The organism is Dorea amylophila (genome assembly GCF_025567265.1).
GTDB classification, from domain to species: domain Bacteria; phylum Bacillota; class Clostridia; order Lachnospirales; family Lachnospiraceae; genus Dorea_A; species Dorea_A amylophila.
The window spans coordinates 84,004-108,416 of sequence record NZ_JAOQJW010000013.1 but is presented as its reverse complement, the minus strand read 5'-3'; the positions used below and the strand labels follow the sequence as shown (position 1 = coordinate 108,416).

Here is a 24,413-nt window from a genome sequence, read left to right as displayed (position 1 = left end):
GCATAAAATATCGCCAGCCATAGCATGGCTGACGATACAAAAATTTATTATTTTTTATTGTCCTCTTGACGGGGAGCATACCAAGACTCCGGGAGTTTTATATCTTTATATGTTCGAAAAAGCTCACTCTGCCGTAACCGCCATCGTCCTGTGAATCTTCTTCCTTACAAACCAGAAGCAGATCACCTGCATAATGATCGTTGCAATCCAGGATACCGGATAAGACAGAAACAAGAAAGTCAGTGATCTGTGTGAAGGGAACAGTCCATAGATCCAGATAATCCGGACTCCGACCGTACCGATGATAGAAAGGATCATCGGTACCGTGGAATATCCCATTCCTCTCAGTGCTCCCGGGAACAGATCCATCAGACCGCACAGGAAATAGGTAACGGTTGTATAAGAAAAGATCTCCATACCGTATTTGATAACATCTGCCTGATTACTGTAAATATGCAGAAGTTCCGGTCCGAATATGTACACACTGCTTCCGAGGATCAAAGTTACCACAACTGAAAGGATCATACAGTCGATCAGAACCCTGTCCATACGTTTTAATTTCTTCACTCCGTAGTTCTGGCTTGTGAAGCTCATACAGGCCTGTGTGAAGGAGTTCACCGACACATATAAGAATCCGAAAATATTATTCGATGCCGTATATCCTGCCATTGCGATCGATCCAAAAGAATTGACCGATGACTGCAGCATCGCATTTGAAATATTGATTACCGTGCTCTGGATTCCCGCCGGAACCCCGACTTCAAAAATCTGCTTCAGATACACGGATTTGATCCGAAGCTTTGCAAGGTGAAGCTGATAGCTGCTCTCTGTGTGATGCAGGCACCGGAGTACCAGGATACAGGATACCAGCTGGGATATAACGGTCGCAATCCCGACGCCTGCTACATCCAGATGAAAACCGATGACTAGGAACAGATTCAATATTGCATTAATCACTCCGGATACGATCAGGAAGATCAACGGACGTTTGGTATCCCCCACTGCCCTTAATATGGCTGCTCCATAGTTATACATCATAAAAAATGGCATACCGCAGAAATAAATCCGCATATAAAGTGTGGATTTGGCAATTACATCATCCGGTGTCCCCATAATTTCCAGCGCGCCTCTGGCAAAGACCACTCCGATCACCGTCATCGCCACTCCGCTTACCAGAGCAAGTGCAATAGCCGTATGTACCGTCTCCGACATTTCTTTTGTTTTTCCGGCCGCATAATATCTCGCTGCAAGTACATTTGCTCCCAATGAGATTCCAATGAAAAGATTGGTAAACACATTGATCAGTGCCGTTGTCGAACCCACCGCTGCGAGCGCCTGACTTCCGCTGAAACGTCCCACTACCACGATATCCACCGCATTGAACATCAGCTGTAAGATTCCTGACAGCATCAGTGGTATGGAAAATGAAATCAATTTGTCCATGATGGTTCCATTGCACATATCAATCTCATATTTATTTTTCTTCAAAACAACTCTCTCCTTTTATAGTAATATCTTCAATCAAAGCATAAAGCCGTAATTTTTATTGTAGCATAGATTTATCGTTTGTGAACATTTAATTATTAATTCGTTTTATATGTGTAAAGACATTTTCCTTGACAGAACATCAAAAACAACCTATAATCACTTAGCTTATATGTTTTCATTTACATTCATTGTAAACATCCATATCAGTAAATATAAAAAAGGAGAATACGTATGAATATTCAGCTCTCAGAGCATTTTACCTATAAAAAATTACTTCGTTTTATCCTGCCCTCCATTATTATGATGGTATTCACTTCCATCTACAGTGTAGTGGACGGCATCTTTGTATCGAACTTTGTGGGAAAATCAGCATTTGCTTCCGTGAATCTCATTATGCCTTACCTGATGGGAATCAGTGCACTTGGATTTATGATCGGTACCGGAGGAAGTGCTTTTGTATCAAAAACCCTTGGTGAAGGAAAGAAAAAACTGGCAAATCAGTATTTTTCGATGCTGGTTACGATTGCTGCTATCGGAGGATTTGTGTTATCTGTTCTCAGTTTTATATTTATGAGGCGGATTGTCATGGCATTTGGTGCCGCTGGTGATCTGATTGATTATTGTACCCTTTACGGACGGATCTCCTGCATATCCCTGACCGCCTTCATGCTGCAGAATGTCTTCCAGAGTTTCTTTGTGGCTGCCGGAAAACCCCAGCTTGGACTGAAAGTCATTGTGGCTGCCGGTTGTACAAACATTGTTCTCGATGCCCTGTTCATCGGTGTATTACACTTTGGAATTGCAGGCGCCGCGTTCGCAACCATGACCAGTGAATTTATCGGCGGTCTGCTCCCGGTGGTATATTTCTTCCGTAAGAACGACAGCCTCCTTCACTTTGTAAAACCGGTATTCGACAGACGTGTATTTCTTAAGACCTGCACCAATGGTTCCTCGGAACTCATGACTAACCTGTCCATGTCCTTAGTCAATGCATTATACAATCTCCAGCTCATGAAGATTGCCGGAGAAAATGGTGTTGCTGCTTATGGTGCAGTTATGTACGTCAATTTTATCTTTGTTGCCACCTTTTTAGGCTATGCAATTGGCTGTGCCCCGGTTATCAGCTACCATTATGGTGCTGGAAATCACGCAGAGCTTAAAAATCTGTATAAAAAAAGTATGTCTATCATACTGGTCTGGGGCGTGATCCTGTTCGGTGCCGCACAGTTACTGGCACCTGTTCTGTCTAAGATATTTGTCGGTTACAATACCGGCCTGTACGCTATGACACTGCACGGCTTCCGTGTATATGCCATTGCATTCCTGATCATCGGTATCAATATCTTCGGATCCTCGTTCTTTACTGCACTGAATAACGGCCTGATATCGGCTGTCATCTCATTTCTGAGAACATTAGTGTTCCAGGTCATCATGGTCCTGACACTTCCACTCTGGTTCGGGATCAACGGTATCTGGAGTGCGATCAGCATTGCGGAGGCGCTGACACTTATCATGACCACTACATTTTTCGTCCGTCAGAAAGACAAGTATCATTACCTGTAAGACAATCTCTTTCAAATGTATAACAATATAAAAACGTATCTCTGCAATGTTTCCCCACTGTCTGAAAAGGAAGCATCTCAGAGATACGTTTTTTATTTATTAGAACATCTTTTAAAAATTAATATCTTCGTTCCTAATTCTCTTCCGCATAGAACACATTCTTATCCAGTGCCTTGTTCTGGTGTGCAACGATTGTTGTACATACAGCATCACCTGTAATATTAACGGCAGTTCTTGTCATATCCAGGATACGGTCGATACCCATGATCAGACCAATTGCCTCAACCGGAAGTCCGACAGAATTGAATACCATTGTCAGTGTTACCAGACCTACACTTGGCACACCGGCCGTACCGATGGATGCAAGTGTTGCAGTTCCGATTACAGTAATATAATCTGTCATACTTAAGTGGATTCCGAATGCCTGTGCGGCAAATACAACGGCTACCCCCTGCATGATCGAAGTACCATCCATATTGATGGTCGCTCCAAGAGGAATGGTGAAAGATGATATCTTCTTAGATACACCCACCTTCTTGGTCAGGGTATCGATTGACAGCGGAATCGTTGCATTTGATGTTGCTGTTGAGAATGCGAAGGCCATAACCGGGAAGAACTTCTTGATAAATTTCAGAGGATTCAGTCCGGTAAATATCTTCAGTAAGATCTGGTATACACCGAAACACTGGATTGCCAGTGCGATCAATACACCGATCATATATTTTGCCAGCGGTACAAATGCACTGAATCCGATGTTTGCAAATGTGCGGCTGATCAGGCAGAAGACACCAATTGGGGCAAGTGCCATGATCATCATCGTCATTTCCATCATGATATCGTTAAACTGGCTGAAGAAGTTCGCAACTGTCTCTGCGCGTTCTCCTAATTTTGCAAGGATCACACCGATGATCAATGCAAATACGATGATCTGCAGCATCTCTCCGCTTGCAAGAGAATTAATCGGGTTATCTGGGATAATATTTAACAGCGTGTCTGTCAATGAAGTAGCCTTCATAGTTTCTACAGATGCTGCATTGGTCTTGATCGTGCTCATGTCCAGTCCCACACCCGGATTGATCAGGTTTCCGACAGACAATGCTACGGTAACCGCAAGTGCTGTTGTTGCCAGATAAAAGATCAGTGTTCTTGCACCGACTGTACCAAGCTTCTTCGTATCCCCGATCGACATACTTCCGCACACAAGCGAACAGAATACCAGTGGTACAACCAACATCTTCATCAGTTTGATAAAGCCTTGTCCGACCACGTACAGTACACCTTCTACGATAATGTCGTCTTTGATATGTCCACTTGGAACCGCATAACATAAAATAATTCCAAATACCGCTCCTGCAAGCAATGCAATAAAAATCTTCGTTGTAAGTCCTATTTTCTTCTTTTCCTTCTTCTGTGTCTCTCCCATATTAGTCCTCCATCCTCTCATCCATATATTCTTTCAGTGAAGTTCTCCAGTCCGGCATCTCGTATACATTGATGATACGAAGGATAAAATTATCCAGGACCGCATATGCTGGTCTTGCAGAAGAAAGATCCGATTCGCTGGTCACTACCGGGCGCAGAGTGATCCTCTTTCCTGCAAGTTTCAAAACTTCCTGCGCAAATTCATAACGATTACATACACCCTGACAGGTTGCATGGTACGTTCCGTATTCATTCGTTTTGATCAGATAAAGAATAATACGTGCCAGGTCTTTTGCACTGGTCGGAGAACCAAACTGATCTGATGCAATCAGAAGTTCATCCTTTGTATCTGCTGCATGAAGTACGCGGTTTACAAAATTATTGCCATTTCCATACACCCAGTTACTGCGCAGGATGAAATGCTTGTGTGTAAATTCCTTTACATAATTCTCCCCTGCTCTCTTGGAACGTCCGTAAACGGTCTTCGGATTTGTGTCATCGAACTCTGTATATGGGGTATGCCGGATTCCGTCAAATACATCATCCGTGGATATCTGTACCATCTTGGCCCCTATCTTTCTTGCCACAATACTTAAATTTCTTGCTCCCAGCGCATTCACACGGTATGCAAGCTCCGGTTCTTTTTCACAGAGATCTGTATCTGTGACTGCTGCACAGTTGATGATCACATCCGGACGGTTGATCACTCCGAAATTCAGCACCTCATCGGTGTCCGTAATGTCTAATTCTTCCTTATCTGTGTTAAACACTTCCATTTCTAATGGATCCAACACTTCATTGATGGCCGATCCGATCTGTCCGGATGCACCAACAATCCATAATTTTAACATATCTGCTTCCTCCTCATCTGCCGGGACCGGCTGACGCCAGTCTCTCTGCTTTCCTTTTAATATAGCTAGTATACACAAAAAAACCGTCAGTTTCAATTCTTAACCAACGGTCTCAAATCTACTCCTCTATGGTATTTTTTTCCACACATCGGTAATGTCAGCGTTTTTACTGACCTCCTGCACCACTTTTGTGCTGCTTATATGTAGAATATCTTTCCCTTCATTCTGCATAAATACAAACACCGCAAACAGAATCATACAAATAAATGTACGGATTCCCAGGCTTCCCTGTTCTGCCTCTTCCTCACCATACAGTTCACTATAAGATGCCCTGTATCTGGGATGTATTGCCGGTATTCCGGATTCCTGATAGCTGTAACGTGTCTGTTCCAGAAGTTCTCTTCTTCGCTTTTCCGCTTCATTCACATGCGCTCACCTCTGAAACAATATATGAGATATCTGTTTCACTCATGTGCAAAACTTACTGCATACAGGCTCTTTTTCATGTTTTCTAAGAGTTTCTGCTTAACGATCTGCCAGTTCTTTTACGATGTCTTCCCATGTCAGACCTTTTTCTACCATCAGAACCATTGCATGATACAGGAAATCCGCGATCTCATATTTGACTTCTTCCGGATTCGGATTCTTTGCTGCGATCACAACTTCCGTTGCTTCTTCTCCAATTTTTTTCAGGATCTTATCAATTCCCTTATCAAACAGATAATTCGTGTAAGACCCCTCCTTTGGATTCTCTTTACGGTCTGCGATCGTGTCATATACCGATTCAAAGATCCGAAGCGGATTCGTCTCATCATAGTCAATTCCTACAAGCGGCTGGAAGAAGCAGGTCGGATTACCGGTATGGCATGCTGCTCCGATCTGATCTACTTTTGCAAGCAATGTATCCAGATCACAGTCAATCGTCAGGGATTTTACATACTGGAAATGACCGCTCGTCTCCCCCTTTACCCAGAGTTTCTGCCGGCTTCTGCTAAAATACGTCATCTTTCCTGTCTTGATCGTCTCATAGAAAGATTCCTCATTCATATATGCCAGCATCAGGATCTCCTGTGTCTTATAATGCTGGACGATGACAGGGATCAGGCCCTGATCATTGGTCTTAAACTGTGAGAACTCCATCATACTCTCAAAAGATGTCATCTTAATTCCTTCTTCCGTACACTTATCTTTGAATGCCACACAATCAATATCTGTACGGCTTACATATCTTCCCGAAAGCCCCCGGACACCCGGGCATTTCAAAATTTTAAATAACTCTGACTCTTCTTCCGTATCCGTAATGATCACACACGGTACATCTGTTACATTCATAATGGAATTCAGATCCAGTCTGTGCATAAAGACAATTTCACTGCTGTAATCCTGGATCAGATGCTGATGTTTGAACAATGCATCAAAATCATTTAATGATACCGCAAGCTTCTCTTTTCCGAATCTTTTTGCCGCATCCTCAATCAATTTGACACTATCCGGCTTAGAGAAATTCAGCATTGCCCGTTTTGCACCTGTATACAGAATCTTCTTAATATCTTCCTGGCGTCTGATATTGCCGCCTGCGATCATCGGGATCCTGATCACACGATTGATCCGTTTCATCAATGTGATCGTTTCATCATGTTCTTCATCCGAATCTGAGAGATCCAGCACGATCAGTTCATCTGCACCGTGATCACTGTAATATTTTGCAAGTTCAATTACGTCTTTGGATACAACAGTCGGATCATCAATCCATCTGACCGCTTTCCCGTCTTTTATAAAAATGCAAGGTATTAATCTTTTATAACTCATGTCTGTCCGTCTCCTTTTAGAGGCTTCCCTTTGTGGTCCATGCCTCTTTTATCCTTGGCTCTTCCATTGTCGCCATATCAAGTGCTTTTCCGAACGCTTTAAACAGCGCCTCCGCCTTGTGATGATCGTTGATACCATCCAGAATCTTCAGGTGGATATTCATCATTGCGCTGTAAGAAACTGCGTAAAAGAATTCCCTTACCATCTCAGTATCCATCTCACCCATCTTATCTGACACAAACTCTGCATTATAATTCAGATATGGTCTTCCGGAGAGATCTACCGCACAAAGTGCGAGTGTCTCATCCATTGGAAGCATAAAGTGGCCATAACGTTTGATTCCGGCTTTATCTCCTATTGCTTCCAGAATAGCCTGTCCAAGTACGATTCCCGTATCTTCGATGGTATGATGACTGTCCACTTCCAGATCCCCTTTCGCATGTACCGTCAGATCGAACAATCCGTGTCTTGCAAATCCATTCAACATATGATCAAAAAAAACAATTCCTGTATCAATCTCCGTCTTTCCGGTTCCATCCAGGTTCAGAGTTACCGTAATATCCGTCTCCTTTGTCGTTCTTGTCCTGGTGACTGTTCTGTTCATAGCTCCTCGCCTCCTTATTTTTCTGCTGTCTTCTACTCTTCGCCCTCAAAACGGACTTTGATAGAATTGGCATGTGCCGTCAGCTGCTCTGCCTCGGCAAATGCTTCAATATCTTTATGTATATCGCGTAATGCTTCTTCCGAATATCCGATGATACTTGATTTTTTAATGAAATCATCCACAGAAAGCGGTGAAAAAAATTTTGCTGTACCATTGGTTGGAAGAACATGGTTCGGTCCTGCAAAATAATCTCCCAGTGGTTCACTTGCGTATTCCCCGATAAAGATGGCACCGGCATTCCTTACTTTTGTCATCACATCATATGGATTCTTTGTCTGGATCTCCAGATGTTCGGATGCGATCTCATTTGCAATATCAATCACATCATCCATCGTATCTGCAACCAGGATATAACCGTAGTTGTCCAGTGATTTCCGGATGATCTCACTTCTGGAAAGTTCTTTTAAGAAACCATCCACTTCATCCGATACTTTCCGGGCAAGTTCTTCAGATGTTGTGACCAGAATTGCAGATGCAAGTTCATCATGCTCTGCCTGTGAAAGAAGATCTGCTGCCACAAATCTTGGATTTGCCGTCTCATCTGCAATAACAAGAATCTCGCTAGGTCCGGCAATTGCATCAATGCTTACATAACCATAAACTGCTTTTTTCGCCAGAGCAACATATATATTTCCAGGTCCTACGATCTTGTCGACTTTTGGAATGCTCTCTGTTCCGTATGCCAGAGCAGCAATAGCCTGCGCCCCGCCGACTTTATAGATGACATCCGCGCCGGCTTCATGTGCTGCAACCAGCGTGTTTGGTGTCACTTTTCCATCTTTTCCGGGCGGTGTGACCATCACGATCTCATCAACTCCGGCTACCTTTGCAGGTACAATGTTCATCAATACAGAAGATGGATATACAGCTTTCCCGCCCGGCACATATACACCGACTCTGTGAAGTGGTGTGACTTTCTGTCCCAGGATTGTTCCGTCCGGTTTGCTGTCGAACCAGCTGTACTGTCTCTGTTTTTCATGATACGTACGGATGTTCAGAAGAGCTTTGCGGATGATCTCCACCAGTTTTGGATCTACTTCTTTATATGCCTCTTCGATCTCCTCTTCTGTAACCTTAATATTGTCTGCAGTGATATCTGCCTGATCAAATTTCTTCGTATATGCAAATACTGCCTGATCCTTTTCTTCTTTTACATGAGCGAGGATTTCCTGAACTCCCTGTTCATACTGACCGTAATTATTCGGGCTTCTCTTCAGAAGATCCTCCAGTAAGTTCTCTTTTGCATCTTTTGTCAAACGCTGTATTCTCATAGCCTTAACCGCCATCCTCTCATTTTATTTTCTTTCTGTCTGTACAGTATTATACCTGCTCCCGCAGTCTTGTCAGCAGGTCTTTAATCCTTGCGCTTTCCATACGCATACTGACCGGGTTCACGATCATCCTAGCAGACAACGGACATACTTCCTCCAACACTTCCAGACCATTTTCACGGAGAGTCGACCCTGTCTCTACAATATCCACGATCACTTCGGACAGTCCGACGATCGGTGCAAGTTCAATGGAACCATTTAACTTAATGATCTCTACAGTCTGATGCTTTGTGTTATAGAAATAATCTTTTGCAATATTCGGATATTTTGTTGCTACCCGGATCAGTTCATGATGCTGCAGAAGTGGTGCGGCATCTTTGTATCCGCATACACACATCTTACATTTTCCATATCCAAGATCCAGTACTTCATGTACCTTACGTCCTTCTTCCAGGATTGTATCTTTTCCAACGACTCCGATATCCGCTGCGCCATATTCTACATATGTCGGAACATCCGGTCCTTTTGCAAGAAAGAAACGGAGTTTCAATTCTTCATTGGTGAAAATCAGCTTCCTGGAATCTTTATCTTTCATCTCTTCACAGGTAATCCCGATTTTCTCAAATAATTCTAATGTCTGTTTTGCCAGACGTCCTTTTCCCAGGGCAAATGTCAGGTATCTCATAATGTCTAACTCCTATCTGTACTATTCACGATCTTCTGCTCTCCGGTAACGAGATTGACCATCGTTACTTCTCCGGTCTCCTCGATATATACCAGACTTCCGGCATAATAATCATTTCCGTAACGGATATAATCTTCCAATCCACTGTTTTCATCCTTCTTCAGAAGTTCTGCATTCTTGGCTTTTCTACGGAAATCCTTCGCAAGGCGGATTGCTTCAAGCTGTCTTCCTTCCGCATATATGATGATCGTATTCTTTCTTGGATATACGATGCGGATCTTCTGACGGGTCAGTGCACTCACCAGTTCATCAATTACAATCGCAAAACCGATAGATGGTGATTTCTTACCGAACTTTTCAATCAGATGGTCATAACGTCCACCCTTTACAACTGCATCCCCGGTTCCGTAAGTATAACCACGGAACACGATTCCTGTATAGTATCCATAGGTTCCTGTCATGCTCAGGTCAAAAGTGACAAATTTTTCCACTCCGTAATAGCGCAGGATGTGGTATATCTTCTCCAGGCGTCTGATTGCCATCACACCTTTGGAGTTCGGCGCAAGGTTTTCCGCTTTTTCCAGGATATCAATTCCTCCGATCAGTTCATTCAATGCTGAAAATGCTTCTTTGGAGCTTCTCTTTGCCTGAATACTGTCCAGAAATTCTTCTACACCGAAGTAATTGCGGTTACCGATCAGTTCTCTTACCCTTTCTTCCGCCTCTTCATCCAGACTTGCGTCTTCGATCAGACTCTGGAAGAAATCAACATTACCGACACAGAGCTGGAATTCTTTCAGCCCGATCGTCAACATAGATTCAATCACCAGAGCAAGCATCTCTGCATCTGCCTCTACCGAATCATCCCCGACAAATTCTGCTCCCATCTGCGTCGTCTCTCTTAAGCGTCCCTGATAACTGGAATGGTTCACAAATGTATTGCCTGTATAACACAGACGGATCGGAAGATTTTCATCTTTAAATAAAGTTGCCGATGCTCTTGCAATAGACGGGGTAATATCGGGTCTTAAGACAAGTGTATTGCCATCTTTGTCAAAAAATTTATACAGATCGTTGGCCGGTGTCGTTCCAATCTCCTCGCGGAACACATCAAAATATTCAATCGTCGGAGTCTGGATATCATGATATCCATATAAATGAAATACTTTTTTCAATCTGCTTTCCAACGCAAGTTTTTTTCCGCATTCTACGTTGTATATATCCCGTACTCCTTCCGGAGTGTGTAATTTTTTCTTCATATGTCCTCCAGGTAGTAATATTTTTCTTCCAGCACTTTAGTGTGCTACCATGTTAAAAAATCACTTTGCATTATACGCAGTTTCATCCGTTTTGTCAAGTTCATCACGAAGTTCCAGATCGAGATTCAAGGCATCCAGGTATGGAACATAACATCCATGGAAGAATTTCATAAAAAACCGTTCGTCCAGTTCATCAAAACGGAAGCTTTTTCTTCCTCCGTTCTGTGCACGCATCCAGAACCTGTACAGTTCCTCAAAACGCATATAATATAAGATATTTCTAGATGAATAATAAATCAGGACAAATGCAACCCCCTGCTGCTTTTCAAAATTCTTCATAAATTCCACCTGATGTTCATGAATATTCTGAAGCGGAAATGTCTCTGCCACACATTCCTTCGCATCAAAACACACCGGAATCCCCTGCACTGCACCGATATAATCGATCGTACTGCGCTGATCAAAATAAGCCAGCGTGATCTGTCTGTGTTCTTTATCCATACGTACCGGCGTGATCGGGGTCGGGATCTTCTGCATAAGTGCCAGATTCTTTTCCAGATACCACTCATTGGTACGATTCACCATATCTTCTAATGTAGAACCTCTAAGGCCTCTTGAGTTCCATGTTCCCATGCCGTCTCCTTTATCAGTTTCCAGAATGTCTCCGGAACTTTTGCGTAAAATGTCTTTTCAGAAAGATTCTCCAGTTCTTTTTTCATACCGGGCATTGTAAGCTGATAGGCATGCAATACCTGATCTTTAATCTTCCATTCTTTTTTATAACGGTCATTCCATTTCTTAGAACCGTATTTATAATCTCCGAGAAGCGGATGTCCGGTGCCTGCCAGATGTGCACGAATCTGATGGGTACGTCCGGTGATCAGATGTACTTTCAGAAGCGTCATCTCCTGATTCCATGCGATTGGAAGATATTCCGTCTCGATCGGCAGGCCATTCGCCTCTTTTGAAGAAGTTCCATTTGAAAAACTGACGCGGTTCGTCTTCTCATCTTTCACAAGATATCCACTGATATGTGCCGGTTCCGTGATCCTGCCTTTTACGATACAGAGATAATACTTTTTCAGCGTACGTTCTTTGAATAATTCTCCCATTTGCTGCAGGCCTGCAAGACTCTTTCCCGCAACGATCAACCCGCTGGTATTCCGGTCAAGACGGTTGCAGATGGACGGGCGGAAAGTCTGAAGATTCTCCTTTGTTAGCTGTCCGGATTCCAAAAGATATGCTGTCACATTCTCTACCACTGATACATCTGTCTCCTTCGCTTTCTGCGACAACATCCCCGACGGCTTGTTAATAAATATCACATTCTGATCTTCATAGATCACATCCAGCTTTACCGTATTCTTTATGTTTTCTTCTACTGTCTTTCCCGCCGCCTGGAATTTGGCAATTGTATCATCCGCCAGGAACAGTTTCACACTGTCTCCCTTTCTCAGATGTTCATTTCCGGTCGCTTTCTTTCCGTTCAGCACAATATTCTTTTTACGCAGCATTTTATAAATAAAGCTTCCAGGCGCTTCGCTCAAATATTTGCGCAACAGCTTATCCAGGCGCTGTCCCGCCTCATTGTCATGAATAATCAGTTCTTTCATATACTCTTCTAACTCCCGCTAATCTTCTACATGGAAATGTTTAAGATGATCTTCCGGATCTTTTTTTCTCTCCGTAAAGATTCTTTCTGTTCTACTTCTGCCATATTATTCATGCCCTCCGCACGCGCTAAAAATGCAGTATAATCATGGAAAATCTTCACCGTCATCTTATCATAATGATTGTCTTTCAAAATGTCTTTGATATGACGGGCAAGTGCTGTCTCATCGGTCTTCGGATTGCTGGCATATCCGCAGACAATGTGTCCGGATACTACCACTGCATCCAGAGGCATGATCTTCTGTGAGCTGGTAATAATCATATCATATGCCTTCAGTATCAAAGGTGCTTTTTCCTCCAGTTCCTGATATTTTGCTTCTTCAATACTCTTGTACGGTGCCATTGTGATAAATTCAACCAGCATCTTTGCTGCCGGAAGGCATCCGACTACTGCCACAACGGTAAGCAGATTCAGTCTGGATCCGGTCTGAATATATCCGGTCACAAAGATTGCGATCACAATTGCAAATTCTACAACTGCTCCCAGAAGGTATTTCTGTTTTTTCGCCTTTATATATCCCGGCTGTCCTTTTTCTGTTCTCATATTGTCTGTCCTTTTTGTTTTCTATTTATAATTTTTCTGTAATCGTCTTTTTCTATCATGAAAAAACATTTTCTCAAGCTCATAGATATTCCGTATATGCCTTTATATATCCGCATGGTTGATCTTCATCATCCCCCATACAAGTAGGTGATCCGGAAGGATCTTGGAAAGGATTCTGGAACCTTTCATTGCTGCTCCATATACCGAAACGCTTCTTCCACGCACGCTGTCTGTAAGTGCCTGTGTCACCACCGCTTCCGGTTCGGCACAGAGTGCTTCTTTTTCACTTGCCGCGAGCGCACCGGCCCGATCAAAGAATTCTGTACGTACCGGTCCCGGACACACTGTCGTTACCAGGATTCCCCGTTTCTTCAATTCTGCTGCCAGTCCCTGTGAAAAACGCAGTACATATGCTTTGGAAGCCGCATATACACAGAATCCCGGCTGTGCACAGAACGAAGCTGCCGAAGCCAGATTGACAATCCGGCTGCCTTTCGACAGATATGGCAGGCAGATTCCTGTCATTCTGGTGAGTGCTGTACAATTCAGATCAACCATGCCGCACTGTTCTTTCAGATCAATGTCACTGACGTTACCGATCTTTCCATATCCTGCCGCATTTACAAGCATCCTTACATCTGCCTGCCGGCGATCCAGTTCTCTTTGCAGTTTTTCGAAAATATAGTCTCTCTGCATATCCCCGTCGAAGATCCTGACCGGGATCTTTACCTGTTCCTGCAGACTTTTCAGACGGTCTGTCCGTCTTGCCACTACCCATAATTCATCCAGGTTCTTATACAGCTGCGAGATCTGAAGCGCAAATTCCCTGCCCATTCCCGACGATGCTCCTGTAACGATCGCTATTTTCAACTTTAACACCTCTCTACATCCATCCGGCTTCCGGTTTTTCATCATTTTTCCCTTTATGCTATTTTTCTTGCTGTTATTTCTTCTTATGCACATTCCGGATCGATTTCTTTTTCTGTCTGCTTCTATCCGTTCCTGTATTCTGTCTGCTGTTCTGTCTGTCACTTTGCACAGTATTTCTTCTGGAATGCTCGTTTTTGTTTTTCCTACGGTCATTCCGTCCCGGTTTTCCGGAAGACTTCTGATTCTGCGTTTTCTGTCCCGGTACTTTCTGCTGTGATCTGCCTTCGAATTTTCTCGGGCGTATCAGACAGTGTTTATCAAATCCTACCAGATCCATGCGGTGTGCCTTCTTCAGAGCCTCCATGACCAGATCATAATTCTTCGGATCCCGGTACTGGATCAGAGCTCTCTGCATTGCCTTTTCATGCGGATTCTTCGGCACATAGACCGGCTGCATCGTTCTTGGATCCACGCCTGTATAATACATACACGTCGAGATCGTTGACGGTGTCGGATAGAAATCCTGTACCTGTTCCGGCATATATCCAAGATCCCGGATATGCTCTGCAAGTTCTACCGCATCTTTCATTCTGGATCCCGGATGCGAAGACATCAGATACGGCACAAGATACTGATCTTTGTGGATCTTCTGATTCATCTTATTGTACTTTTTCACAAATTCCTGATATACACTGTTCTCTGGTTTTCCCATCAGTGTAAGAACATCATCCGATACATGCTCCGGTGCAACCTTTAACTGTCCGCTTACATGATAACGGCAGAGTTCCTCCAGAAATGCATCACTTTTATCCGCAACAACATAATCGAACCGGATTCCCGAACGGATGAATACCTTCTTCACTTTTGGAATGTCACGCAGTTCTTTCAGAAGTTTGATATAGTCTCTGTGATCTACTTTCAGATTCGGACACGGCTTCGGGAACAGGCACTGGCGGTTCTTACACACGCCACGTGTAAGCTGTTTTTCGCAGGATGGCTGGCGGAAGTTCGCCGTCGGACCTCCTACGTCGTGGATATAGCCTTTGAAGTCCTTTTCCTGCGTAATCATCTTCGCCTCATCTAACAGCGACTCGTGGCTTCTCACCTGCATGATCCTTCCCTGATGGAAGGTAAGTGCACAGAAGCTGCATCCGCCAAAGCAGCCACGGTTGCTGATCAGACTGAACTTGACCTCTGAGATTGCAGGTACGCCGCCGTCCTTCTCATAAGAAGGATGGTAGGTACGCATATAAGGCAGTCCGTAGACATCGTCCATTTCTCCTTCCGAAAGCGGAAGTGCCGGTGGATTCTGTACTACATACAGATGAGCATTATATGGCTCTACCAGCCTTTTCCCGGCAAATGGATCGGTATTGCAGTACTGTGTATAAAAGCTTCTTGCATACTCCAGCTTATCCTGCTTCATATCTTCGTATCCCGGAAGAATCTCCGCATCATAGACACTGTCCAGACTCTTCGTCTTATAAACCGTTCCAGCGATAAATGTGATATCACTGACCGCAATACCGCTGTCCAGAGCTTCTGCGATCTCAATGATCGAATGTTCTCCCATTCCATAAGATATCAGATCTGCACCGGAATCCAGTAGGATCGAACGTTTTAATTTGTCTGACCAGTAATCATAATGTGCCAGTCGTCTGAGACTTGCCTCGATCCCTCCGAGGATGATCGGTGTCTTCTTATATACCTGACGGATCAGGTTACTGTATACAACCGCTGCGTAATCCGGACGCTTTCCCATTACGCCTCCCGGCGTATAAGCATCCGTTCTGCGATGCTTTTTCGACACGGAATAATGATTCACCATCGAATCCATATTTCCCGCAGAAACAAGGAATCCCAGTCTCGGTTCTCCAAGGATCGTAATGCTGTTCTTATCTTTCCAGTCCGGCTGCGCAATGATACCGACTTTAAATCCATGCGCTTCCAGAAGTCTCGTAATGATCGCATGTCCGAAAGACGGATGGTCTACATAAGCATCTCCGGAAATATAGACAAAATCCAGCTGTTCCCATCCCCGTTCTTCCATATCCTTTTTGCAAATCGGTAAAAATTTATTTTCTGACATTCTCTATCTCCTCTTCTGTCAGCAGCCGGTATTCTCCGGGCTTCAGATTTTCATCCAGGCATAGGGTTCCCATGCGTTCTCGCTTCAGATAAGTAACTTCTTTACCCACTGCAAGGAACATCCTCTTCACCTGATGGAACTTTCCTTCATGGATCGTAAGGCGGATCTCAGATTCTTCCGCGCTCTTCATAATGTCAAGTTTTGCAGGTCTTGTCATCTCTTCTTCCTCTGCGCCGATATCGATTCCTTCTGCGAACCGCTTTACATCCTCTTCTGTAACCATTCCATCTATTTTTGCATAATAGACTTTATCCACATGCTTTTTCGGTGCCAGCAGACGGTGTGCCAAATCTCCGTCATTGGTGATCAGAAGTAATCCTTCCGTATCTTTGTCCAATCGTCCGACCGGGAAGAGGTCCTTTCGCTTCTTCTCTTTGATCAGATCGATCACTGTAGTATCTCTCCGGTCTTCAGTTGCCGATACCACGCCGGCCGGTTTATTCAGCATATAATATTCATACGATACATAAGATATGTTCCGGCCGCTAATCGTCACTTCATCACTGGTCTCATCAATCTTTGTATCTGCTGCTTTTACCACTGTTCCGTTAACTGCTGCTTTTCCCTGACGGATCTGTTTTTTTACCTCCTGGCGGGTTCCCACACCCATCTCTGCCAGATATTTATCCAGACGCATCATCTTAACACAGCCTCCATCCCGGCAGATATTTGTTCTTCAATGTACCATTGGATACTTTCCCCCATCCAAGCGGGAACCCATCCACACATACCAGATACCAGCCTTTTGCTTTTCTCTCCGTCAGATCGTCCACATCCAGTGTCTCCCCTTTCAGGTATCGTCTGACTCGTTCATCTTCACACGGGAGATCAATGATCTGTGCATATTCGTCTTTCTTCAGACACATAGCAAATGCCTGGCTTGGTTCAAAACGGTTCTTCTTCAGTTCTCCAAGCAACAGTCCGGTTCTTAAGAAACGGATTCCTCTCACATCCGGAAGTCCCTCCGGCATATAGTAAATGCGCTCACCATGGATATCCAGTCTGGAACCGTCCAGTTTCCAGGTTACCTGCTTCATAAACTCTTCCAGGTCGGCCGGAATCTTTCCCGCCTTCTTTTTTGTTTTCAGTTCTTTTGCAGGCAGTGGTTCACCCTTTTGCAGAAGGGCTACATAATGGCCTTCTCCTTTCATCTTATGTGGGAAAATGCGGACTGTCTTTTTCAGTTCTTCGTCTTTTTCCTCTGTCACTTCCGGTATTCCCGGACAGAATCCCTCATAACTTTCCATCGGAAGCACATGGAATTCAGGATATTCTTTCTTCAGATGTTCAATGATACGCTCATTTTCACCCGGGTCAAATGTACACGTCGAATATAGCATAAGGCCACCCGGCTTTAACATTCTTGCTGCCTGCAGAATGATATTCCGCTGCAGATTGCTGAAGAATTCCGGTCCATGTTCTTCCCATGCTTTTACCATCTTTTTATCTTTCCGGAACATTCCCTCTCCGGAACACGGTGCATCGATCAGGATCTTGTCAAAATATTCCGTAAAATAATTTTCCAGACGTCCCGGTTCCTCACTCAAAACAAGGACGTTCCCGATTCCGAATACCTCTATATTCTTAAGCAGGCCCTTTGCCCTTGAGCTGCTGATATCGTTAGCGATCAGCACTCCCTCTCCCTGTAATTTTGCTCCTAATTCCGTCGCTTTTCCTCCCGGAGCTGCACATACATCCAGAACCTTGTCTCCCGGTTCTACCGGAAGGCGGTTCGCAGGTGTCATGGCACTTGGCTCCTGAAGATAATAAAGACCGGCAAAATAGTACGGATGCTTTGCAGGAGACACTTTGTCCCCGTCATAATAGAAACCATTTTCGATCCATGGAATTTTTTTAATCTCAAACGGACATATCTTTTCAAATTCTTCCACAGATATCTTACCTGTATTTACACGCATGCCATAGTATCTTGGTTCTTTATAGCAGGCAATATAGTCGTCGAACTCTTCTTGCAGAAGTGCCCGCATCTTCTCCTCAAATGCTGCTGGCAGTTCCATATATTTATCCTCCGTCATCTTTTTCTTGTTCTGACTGTCTTACTGTCGTCATTATGAATGTTGTTATTATTTCCTGTTATTTGCAGTTCTTAAGTACCAGTTTCAGGAATTCCCAGCTTCTCTGCGTAGATGCAATATCCAGACGTTCATTATATGAATGAATATCCAGAACATCCGGTCCGCAAGATACACAATCCAGATCCGGCCGTTTTCCAAGGAAGATTCCGCACTCCAGTCCGCCATGGATAATGCATATCTCCGGTTCCTTTCCGTAGATTTCTTTATATGCTTCTATCATGACCGGACGGAGCTCTGACTTTGGTTTGTATTGCCATGCCTGATATGCACTGGAAATTGTTCCTGTTCCTCCGAACGCTTTTGTCACAGCATCGACTTCTTCCAATACCTGCTGCTTTCTGCTGTCCACGGCGCTTCTGATCAGGAAAGCAGCTTCCACACCGTTTTCTTTCATAGATACAACACCAAGATTTAAGGAAGTTTCTGTCGCGCCGGCAACCTTACGGCTGTATTCTTTTAATCCATTTGGGCTTGCCTTCAGATATCCTACTACTTTTTGCGTAGTATCTTTTGAGAACACTACTGTATCTGCATTTTTTTCTGTTTCTGTTTTTACTGTCAGACCAGGTTCTTCTCCCATGAATTCCGCATTCCATACATCCTCCATATTCCGGATCATGGCCAGTATCTGTTCGGTATCTTCCGGTACTGCTACGAGAGATGCATGTGCTTCCATTGCGATCACGTTATCTTTAGAGCCGCCGTAAATCTCACTTAAACGGTAACTCTTTTCTTCTGCAATGTGATACAACAGACGTGCCATCATCTTATTTGCATTGCCACGCTGTCTGTGGATTTCTTCTCCGGAATGTCCTCCAAGAAGTCCCTGGATGGTAATCTTGATTTCATCACCGGATGCCGTCTCTTTTTCTACCGGGATCAGTCCCTGATAGCGAACTCCGCCCGCACATCCAACCGTCAGGGTTTTCTCTTCTTCCGAATCCAGATTGATGAGTTTTTTCCCTTTTAGTACAGTCAGGTCGATAGCTTCCGCACCTTCCATTCCAAGTTCTTCGTCCACGGTAAATACTGCCTCAATTGGCGGATGTGGAATCTCTCTGCTATCCAGCAGTGCAAGTGCCATCGCGACAGCAACTCCGTCATCTCCCCCAAGAGTGGTATCTTTTGCCTTTAAAAATCCATCTTCCACATACAATTCCAATCCGTCATTTTCAAAATCATGTGTGGATTCCGATGTCTTTTCACATACCATATCCATATGCCCCTGCAAGATTACAGGTTCGCTTTCCTCGTATCCGGGTGTTCCTGGCTGAAATATGATTACATTATTCACTTCGTCCTGAATCACTTTCAAGTCTCTTTCTTTTGCAAATGCGACCAGATAATCACTGATGCGCTTTGTATCGCGGCTTCCTCTCGGGATTGCACTTATTTCTTCAAAAAAGCGAAAGACTTCTTTCGGTTCTAATTCATTTAATACTGCCATTTTCCTACATTCCTCCTATGTTACACTGATATCTATTATCTAACAGTCTTCATAAAAAATCAACCTTATCCATACAATGAATTAACAAGGTTCTCCGGGTGATCACATGTCCAGACATCCTGCCCTTACCATTCCGATATTGATTCTGTTTTTTAGCATGCTGTCATTTCCGCAGACAGTCTTTACCGGTGCCAGTTACGGACTTGTTCTGTGGTTCCGGCATGTCCTTCCCACATTGCTTCCTTATATGATAGTGATCAATGTTCTGATCTGCACACCTGCACTTCACTGGATCTGCCGTATCACATCCACTTTTTTATGTCCGCTTCTCGGCACCTCTTATTATGGCACATTCGCAGTACTCACCGGATTCTTATGTGGATATCCGATGGGTGCGAAGACCACCTCTGATCTTCTGAATGTCAATAAAATCTCGCGTTCGGAAGCCTCTTACCTTTTATCTTTCTGCAACAATACAAGCCCTGCTTTTATCTTAAGCTATGTAGTGGCCCAAAATATGAAGGAACGTAATCTTTGCATTCCTTTTTTCCTGATTCTTACATTTACACCGCTTATGTTGAGTTTTATCTTCCGCCTCTTCTACCGCCTGCCAGAATCCTCTTGTTTCTTTCCACAGGTAACACCCGGTTCTTTCTCCAATCCATCTGAAAGTATCTCTGACAGCTTTCTTGACCGTTGTATCTTGAATGCATTCGAATCCGTCACAAAAGTCGGAGGATATATGATGATGTTCTCTGTCCTGATACAACTGCTTGCTTCGGTTCTTCCAAACACTATCTTTTCGCTTCTTCTGTATTCCAGTCTGGAGATCAGCACCGGAATCAGACTGCTCTTTTCATCTGCGTTATATACAACTGAGAAGATTATCCTCTGCGCTTTCCTGACCTCTTTCGGCGGATGGTGTTGCATCGCCCAAACATATTCCATGATCTCCAGCAGCCAATTACCGATTCTTCCCTATATAACAGCAAAACTGGTCACCGCATTGGTAACCAGTCTTCTTATCTCCGCTTACATATATGCTATTTGATTGTATCTTAATCCAATGTATCGTCTTCCTGAATATCATAATCAGAAATCGGCATATCATCCGGATATGAATTTCCATCATCCAGATAATCATCCTGTCCGTAAGTATCCTGCTCATAAGTATCCTGCGGATATTCTTCTGCCGGATATTGATCCTGCGGATACTCCTGCTGTACATTCTGTTCTGTCTCCGGCGGAACATCAAGCTCTGCTCTGTTGTTACGTACCATGTCGTAACATTCCTGAAGAGAGTTTACAAGACTGTCATACTTCGATGTATATGTATCCAGTGTGCGTCCGATCGCACTCTCCGCCTGAGAAAGGAGATCATCTGTATAGTGAATGGCTCCGACACGGATCTGGTTTGCATCGTTTGTTGCATTGTCCAGTATCTGCTGTGCCTGTGCAGTTGCTGCGGTTACGATCTCGTTTGCCTGTGCATATGCCTGCTGCATAATCTCATGCTCACTTACCAGCTCATTTGTCTGAATCTGTGCTTCCTGGATCATGCCGTCTGCTTTTGCCTGTGCATCAGCCAGAATCGCATCCTTGTTCGCAATGATCTTCTGGTAACGCTTGATCTCATCCGGTGTTTTCATACGAAGCTCTCTTAACAGTTCGTCCATCTGATCTTTATTTACAATTATTTTTGTTGTCGACAACGGCTGGAATTTACAGCTGTCGATATACTCTTCAATTTCCTCTATGATCTGCTCAATACGGCTGCTCATAATATTTACACTCTCCTTCTATGTTTCATTTTCTCCCAGACTTTCTGCTCTATGTATTCCGGCACAAATTGGGATATATCTCCTCCGAAGGCCGCTACTTCTTTCACTGTAGTAGAGCTTAAATATGAATACTGCAGATTCGTTGTCAGAAAAACTGTCTCAACATCCGACGCAAGCTTATGATTTGTCTGCGCCATCTGTAACTCATATTCAAAATCGGTGATTGCCCGCAGTCCCCTTATTACAACCTTCGCATCCAGCTTATGGGCAAAATCCACCAGCAGTCCTTCAAATGGAATAATCTTAACATTTGCTATGTCTTTCGTTACTTCCTCTAACATTTTAACACGTTCTTCTACGGAAAACAACGGGGTTTTTGCTTTATTATTCAACACTCCGACTGTCAGTTCATCCACCATTCCGGCAGATCTTCTGATGATATCCAGATGTCCGTATGTAACCGGGTCAAAGCTACCCGGATAGATTCCAGTTAACATATTTCTTTCCTTCCCGCAGGTTCCAAAAATACATGCTTGTTTGTTTTATATTCTTTTTCTTTGATGATGTGATATCCGAGATCTTCCGCGTAATCAAATTCTGTCTCTTTGGAAGCTTCTACAATGATGATTCCTTCCTCTGACAAAAGCGATGATTCCGCAAGATAAGTCAGCACGCTTTTTTCTAATTCATGATTATACGGTGGATCCATAAATATATAATCGAACTGCTTTTCTCCCTCTAATTTATAGAGAGCTGTCATCACATCCATCTGCATGGTCATCCCTTTTCTTTCAAAATGCGTCTTCTGAAGGTTCTCTTTGACACATGCCATAGCTTTTGGATTTTTCTCTACAAATACAGATTCCATTGCTCCCCTGCTCAGAGCTTCAATCCCGATTCCGCCGCTTCCGGCAAACAGATCCAGAAAGATGCTGTCATATAAATATGGAGCGATCATGTTAAACAATGTCTCCTTGATCCTGTCTGTCGTCGGTCTGGTATCCATGCCTTCTAACGTCTTTAACTGTGTTCTTCTTGCACTTCCAGCAATGACTCTCATATTCTATCCCCTCTCTTTCCTGTCTGTTCCAAGCTTTCTGTAACGGTTCATACAGGCATAAATCTCCTGTATACGCGGTCTTGCAAGATTGCCCGGTACAATGTTTCCTTCACACATTCCGGCAGGTCCCCTTTTATCCAACAGCTTCTCCGCCTGTTCCACAGCCTGTCCAAGCGTCTTCTTTCCATCAAATACCTCCTCTTCCAGAAAGCGCACAATCTGCCCCAGCGTATTCAACTGTTCACTGTCCACGAGCTGTTCCACATACCGCAGATTGATCGTCTCATGACCGATCATGATTGCATCACGCCCCATTGTTTTCAATTTTACTCTGCCTTTCTGTCGAATACCCGGATTTCTGCGTACTTTCCGGTCATAGGATGGCTCTTTTGGCTTTTCTTCCGGGAACTTCAATGCCGGATAGTCTGCAGCTGCTTTCTTTGCAAGTTCCGTAATTTCTTTCGGAACATACTTATCCATCTGAACGATCTGATCCGCAATCTGGAAATAGGATCCGGAACTTCCCGCTACCAGCACGGTCGATATTCCATATTCCCGATAAAGCTCCCTCACTCGCTCAATAAATGGTGTGATCGGCTCCATATCACGGTGGATCACCTGCTGCATCAGTTCATCCCTGACCATAAAGTTCGTTGCACTTGTATCTTCATCAATCAGGAACACCTGTGTTCCCGCTTCCATGCTTTCTATGACATTTGCCGCCTGTGATGTACTTCCGCTCGCATCTTCTGTATCGAACGCATAAGTATCTTTTCCATTTGGCAGATCATTGATAAACATGGAAATATCTGTATGCCGGATACTTCTTCCGTCTTCCGCACGGATCTTCATTGCCGTATCATCCGTGACCACATATTCTCTTCCGTCTCCCGCAACATGTGGATATACACCACTTTCTAATGCTTTCAAAAGTGTAGATTTGCCATGGTAGCCGCCACCTACGATCAAGGTAACCCCCTTTCGGATCCCCATTCCGGTAAGCATACCTTTATATGGAAGCTTCATAGTAATTCTCATAGAATCCGGTGAAGCAAATGGTACCGCATCCTTCATCGGTCTCTGGGAAACCCCCGATTCTCTCGGAAGTATAGATCCGTCAGCAACAAATGCGACCAGTCCTTCTTTTTTCAACTGTTCACGGATATATTCCTGATCCACGGAAAGTTCTGCTGCCTGCTTTACTGCATTGCGGTCCATATTTTTATAATATAATGCTTTTTCCACACATGCCGGGAGATATTGATAAAGAATTTTAACCAGCTCTCCTGCCTGTATCGTACGTCCTCTTGCCGGAAATCCGACTTCAAAGCGGACAGTCACATCCCCTGTCTTTTCATCTATCTCACACGCCGTACGTTCCAGCACTTCCTGACCACATCTCGTCACCTGAATAATTCCGCTTTTTCCGGAACCATGTGCCTGAAACGAATGCCGTTCCAGCTGCTTTGCAAAATTTCGCAGCAGATAATCTGCCACCGCCGTCTTTTTATGTTTGCTGTCATATAGTTCTTTCGGAATCCGTACTGCTCTTCCGGCCACCTGTATATGTAACCTGGACGGTGCTGCAAACGGATCTCCCTGTACATGATCAATTCCCAGTATATATGTTCCAAACTGGTATACGCCTCTTGTATCCTTATATGCCGGATATCCCCTGTGATCAATGCGTTCCAATATCTGTTTTAAATCTTCTGATGTCTTCATATTTTTGTAACTGCTACTATTCCTTTTTATTTTCTTCTCTTTCTTTTAGAAGTCTGCT

At 43.9% G+C, this 24,413-nt stretch carries 23 protein-coding genes; 2 read left to right on the top strand and 21 right to left on the bottom strand.

Annotation, left to right across the window (positions count from 1 at the left end; all coding sequences use genetic code 11):
• Positions 1 to 123: 123 nt before the first annotated feature.
• On the bottom strand, positions 124 to 1,461 hold the full coding sequence (locus OCV72_RS09750; RefSeq protein WP_055283541.1) for an MATE family efflux transporter: 1,338 nt from the start codon (positions 1,459 to 1,461) through the stop codon (positions 124 to 126).
• 258 nt (positions 1,462 to 1,719) lie between these two features.
• On the opposite strand from OCV72_RS09750, the gene OCV72_RS09745 reads away from it, so the two are divergent.
• Positions 1,720 to 3,051 (top strand): MATE family efflux transporter, encoded by a 1,332-nt coding sequence (locus OCV72_RS09745; protein WP_055283517.1) that lies wholly within the window; start codon positions 1,720 to 1,722, stop codon positions 3,049 to 3,051.
• Positions 3,052 to 3,184: 133 nt separating this feature from the next.
• Here the strand turns inward: OCV72_RS09745 and OCV72_RS09740 are convergent, their stop codons facing one another.
• The 16 genes from OCV72_RS09740 to OCV72_RS09665 form a co-directional block, all read right to left on the bottom strand.
• Entirely contained in the window at positions 3,185 to 4,474 is a 1,290-nt protein-coding gene (locus OCV72_RS09740; RefSeq protein ID WP_022415493.1) for a dicarboxylate/amino acid:cation symporter, read from the bottom strand.
• 1 nt (position 4,475) lies between these two features.
• A complete protein-coding gene (rfbD, locus tag OCV72_RS09735; protein ID WP_055283539.1) occupies positions 4,476 to 5,324 on the bottom strand; it encodes a dTDP-4-dehydrorhamnose reductase in 849 nt (282 codons plus the stop codon).
• A gap of 126 nt (positions 5,325 to 5,450) precedes the next feature.
• Positions 5,451 to 5,750 carry a hypothetical protein gene (locus OCV72_RS09730; RefSeq protein WP_022415495.1) on the bottom strand — a complete coding sequence of 100 codons (300 nt, stop codon included), beginning with the start codon at positions 5,748 to 5,750 and terminating at the stop codon, positions 5,451 to 5,453.
• A 99-nt stretch (positions 5,751 to 5,849) separates the two neighbouring features.
• Positions 5,850 to 7,133 carry a bifunctional phosphoribosyl-AMP cyclohydrolase/phosphoribosyl-ATP diphosphatase HisIE gene (gene hisIE / locus OCV72_RS09725; protein WP_006426502.1) on the bottom strand — a complete coding sequence of 428 codons (1,284 nt, stop codon included), beginning with the start codon at positions 7,131 to 7,133 and terminating at the stop codon, positions 5,850 to 5,852.
• Between the two features lie 16 nt (positions 7,134 to 7,149).
• Positions 7,150 to 7,737: an imidazoleglycerol-phosphate dehydratase HisB gene (gene hisB / locus OCV72_RS09720; RefSeq protein ID WP_055283515.1), complete on the bottom strand. Its 588-nt coding sequence runs from the start codon at positions 7,735 to 7,737 to the stop codon at positions 7,150 to 7,152.
• A 32-nt stretch (positions 7,738 to 7,769) separates the two neighbouring features.
• A complete protein-coding gene (gene hisD, locus OCV72_RS09715; RefSeq protein ID WP_055283513.1) occupies positions 7,770 to 9,068 on the bottom strand; it encodes a histidinol dehydrogenase in 1,299 nt (432 codons plus the stop codon).
• Positions 9,069 to 9,117: 49 nt separating this feature from the next.
• Entirely contained in the window at positions 9,118 to 9,753 is a 636-nt protein-coding gene (gene hisG / locus OCV72_RS09710) for an ATP phosphoribosyltransferase (protein WP_006426498.1), read from the bottom strand.
• Positions 9,754 to 9,758: 5 nt separating this feature from the next.
• Positions 9,759 to 11,012: an ATP phosphoribosyltransferase regulatory subunit gene (gene hisZ / locus OCV72_RS09705; RefSeq protein ID WP_006426497.1), complete on the bottom strand. Its 1,254-nt coding sequence runs from the start codon at positions 11,010 to 11,012 to the stop codon at positions 9,759 to 9,761.
• A 60-nt stretch (positions 11,013 to 11,072) separates the two neighbouring features.
• Positions 11,073 to 11,645: a Holliday junction resolvase RecU gene (locus OCV72_RS09700; RefSeq protein WP_044924164.1), complete on the bottom strand. Its 573-nt coding sequence runs from the start codon at positions 11,643 to 11,645 to the stop codon at positions 11,073 to 11,075.
• Positions 11,603 to 12,625 (bottom strand): RluA family pseudouridine synthase, encoded by a 1,023-nt coding sequence (locus tag OCV72_RS09695; protein WP_055283511.1) that lies wholly within the window; start codon positions 12,623 to 12,625, stop codon positions 11,603 to 11,605. Before OCV72_RS09695 ends, OCV72_RS09700 begins: the two co-directional genes overlap by 43 nt.
• Before the next feature lie 26 nt (positions 12,626 to 12,651).
• Positions 12,652 to 13,227, bottom strand: a complete 576-nt coding sequence (locus OCV72_RS09690; RefSeq protein WP_055283509.1) for a hypothetical protein — start codon at positions 13,225 to 13,227, stop codon at positions 12,652 to 12,654.
• 102 nt (positions 13,228 to 13,329) lie between these two features.
• Entirely contained in the window at positions 13,330 to 14,142 is an 813-nt protein-coding gene (locus tag OCV72_RS09685) for an SDR family NAD(P)-dependent oxidoreductase (protein ID WP_055283537.1), read from the bottom strand.
• Positions 14,143 to 14,170: 28 nt separating this feature from the next.
• Positions 14,171 to 16,186 carry a YgiQ family radical SAM protein gene (locus OCV72_RS09680; RefSeq protein ID WP_055283505.1) on the bottom strand — a complete coding sequence of 672 codons (2,016 nt, stop codon included), beginning with the start codon at positions 16,184 to 16,186 and terminating at the stop codon, positions 14,171 to 14,173.
• Entirely contained in the window at positions 16,173 to 16,886 is a 714-nt protein-coding gene (locus OCV72_RS09675; RefSeq protein ID WP_055283503.1) for a pseudouridine synthase, read from the bottom strand. Before OCV72_RS09675 ends, OCV72_RS09680 begins: the two co-directional genes overlap by 14 nt.
• A 1-nt stretch (position 16,887) precedes the next feature.
• Positions 16,888 to 18,264: an RsmF rRNA methyltransferase first C-terminal domain-containing protein gene (locus OCV72_RS09670; protein WP_055283501.1), complete on the bottom strand. Its 1,377-nt coding sequence runs from the start codon at positions 18,262 to 18,264 to the stop codon at positions 16,888 to 16,890.
• Positions 18,265 to 18,340: 76 nt separating this feature from the next.
• Positions 18,341 to 19,789, bottom strand: coding sequence for an aminoacyl-histidine dipeptidase (locus OCV72_RS09665; RefSeq protein WP_055283499.1), 1,449 nt, complete (start codon positions 19,787 to 19,789; stop codon positions 18,341 to 18,343).
• Between the two features lie 106 nt (positions 19,790 to 19,895).
• On the opposite strand from OCV72_RS09665, the gene OCV72_RS09660 reads away from it, so the two are divergent.
• The gene (locus OCV72_RS09660) at positions 19,896 to 20,840 is read left to right on the top strand and encodes a hypothetical protein (protein WP_081021047.1); all 945 of its coding nucleotides are present in this window, start codon (positions 19,896 to 19,898) and stop codon (positions 20,838 to 20,840) included.
• 7 nt (positions 20,841 to 20,847) lie between these two features.
• Here the strand turns inward: OCV72_RS09660 and OCV72_RS09655 are convergent, their stop codons facing one another.
• The 4 genes from OCV72_RS09655 to OCV72_RS09640 are packed head-to-tail and all read right to left on the bottom strand — an operon-like array spanning position 20,848 to position 24,355.
• Positions 20,848 to 21,570: a hypothetical protein gene (locus OCV72_RS09655; protein ID WP_028085748.1), complete on the bottom strand. Its 723-nt coding sequence runs from the start codon at positions 21,568 to 21,570 to the stop codon at positions 20,848 to 20,850.
• 5 nt (positions 21,571 to 21,575) lie between these two features.
• Positions 21,576 to 22,067 (bottom strand): pantetheine-phosphate adenylyltransferase, encoded by a 492-nt coding sequence (gene coaD, locus OCV72_RS09650; protein ID WP_055283494.1) that lies wholly within the window; start codon positions 22,065 to 22,067, stop codon positions 21,576 to 21,578.
• Complete coding sequence (rsmD, locus tag OCV72_RS09645) at positions 22,061 to 22,630, bottom strand: 16S rRNA (guanine(966)-N(2))-methyltransferase RsmD (RefSeq protein ID WP_055283492.1); 570 nt, start codon at positions 22,628 to 22,630, stop codon at positions 22,061 to 22,063. Before rsmD ends, coaD begins: the two co-directional genes overlap by 7 nt.
• Before the next feature lie 3 nt (positions 22,631 to 22,633).
• On the bottom strand, positions 22,634 to 24,355 hold the full coding sequence (locus OCV72_RS09640) for an ABC-ATPase domain-containing protein (protein WP_055283490.1): 1,722 nt from the start codon (positions 24,353 to 24,355) through the stop codon (positions 22,634 to 22,636).
• Between the last annotated feature and the right edge of the window lie 58 nt (positions 24,356 to 24,413).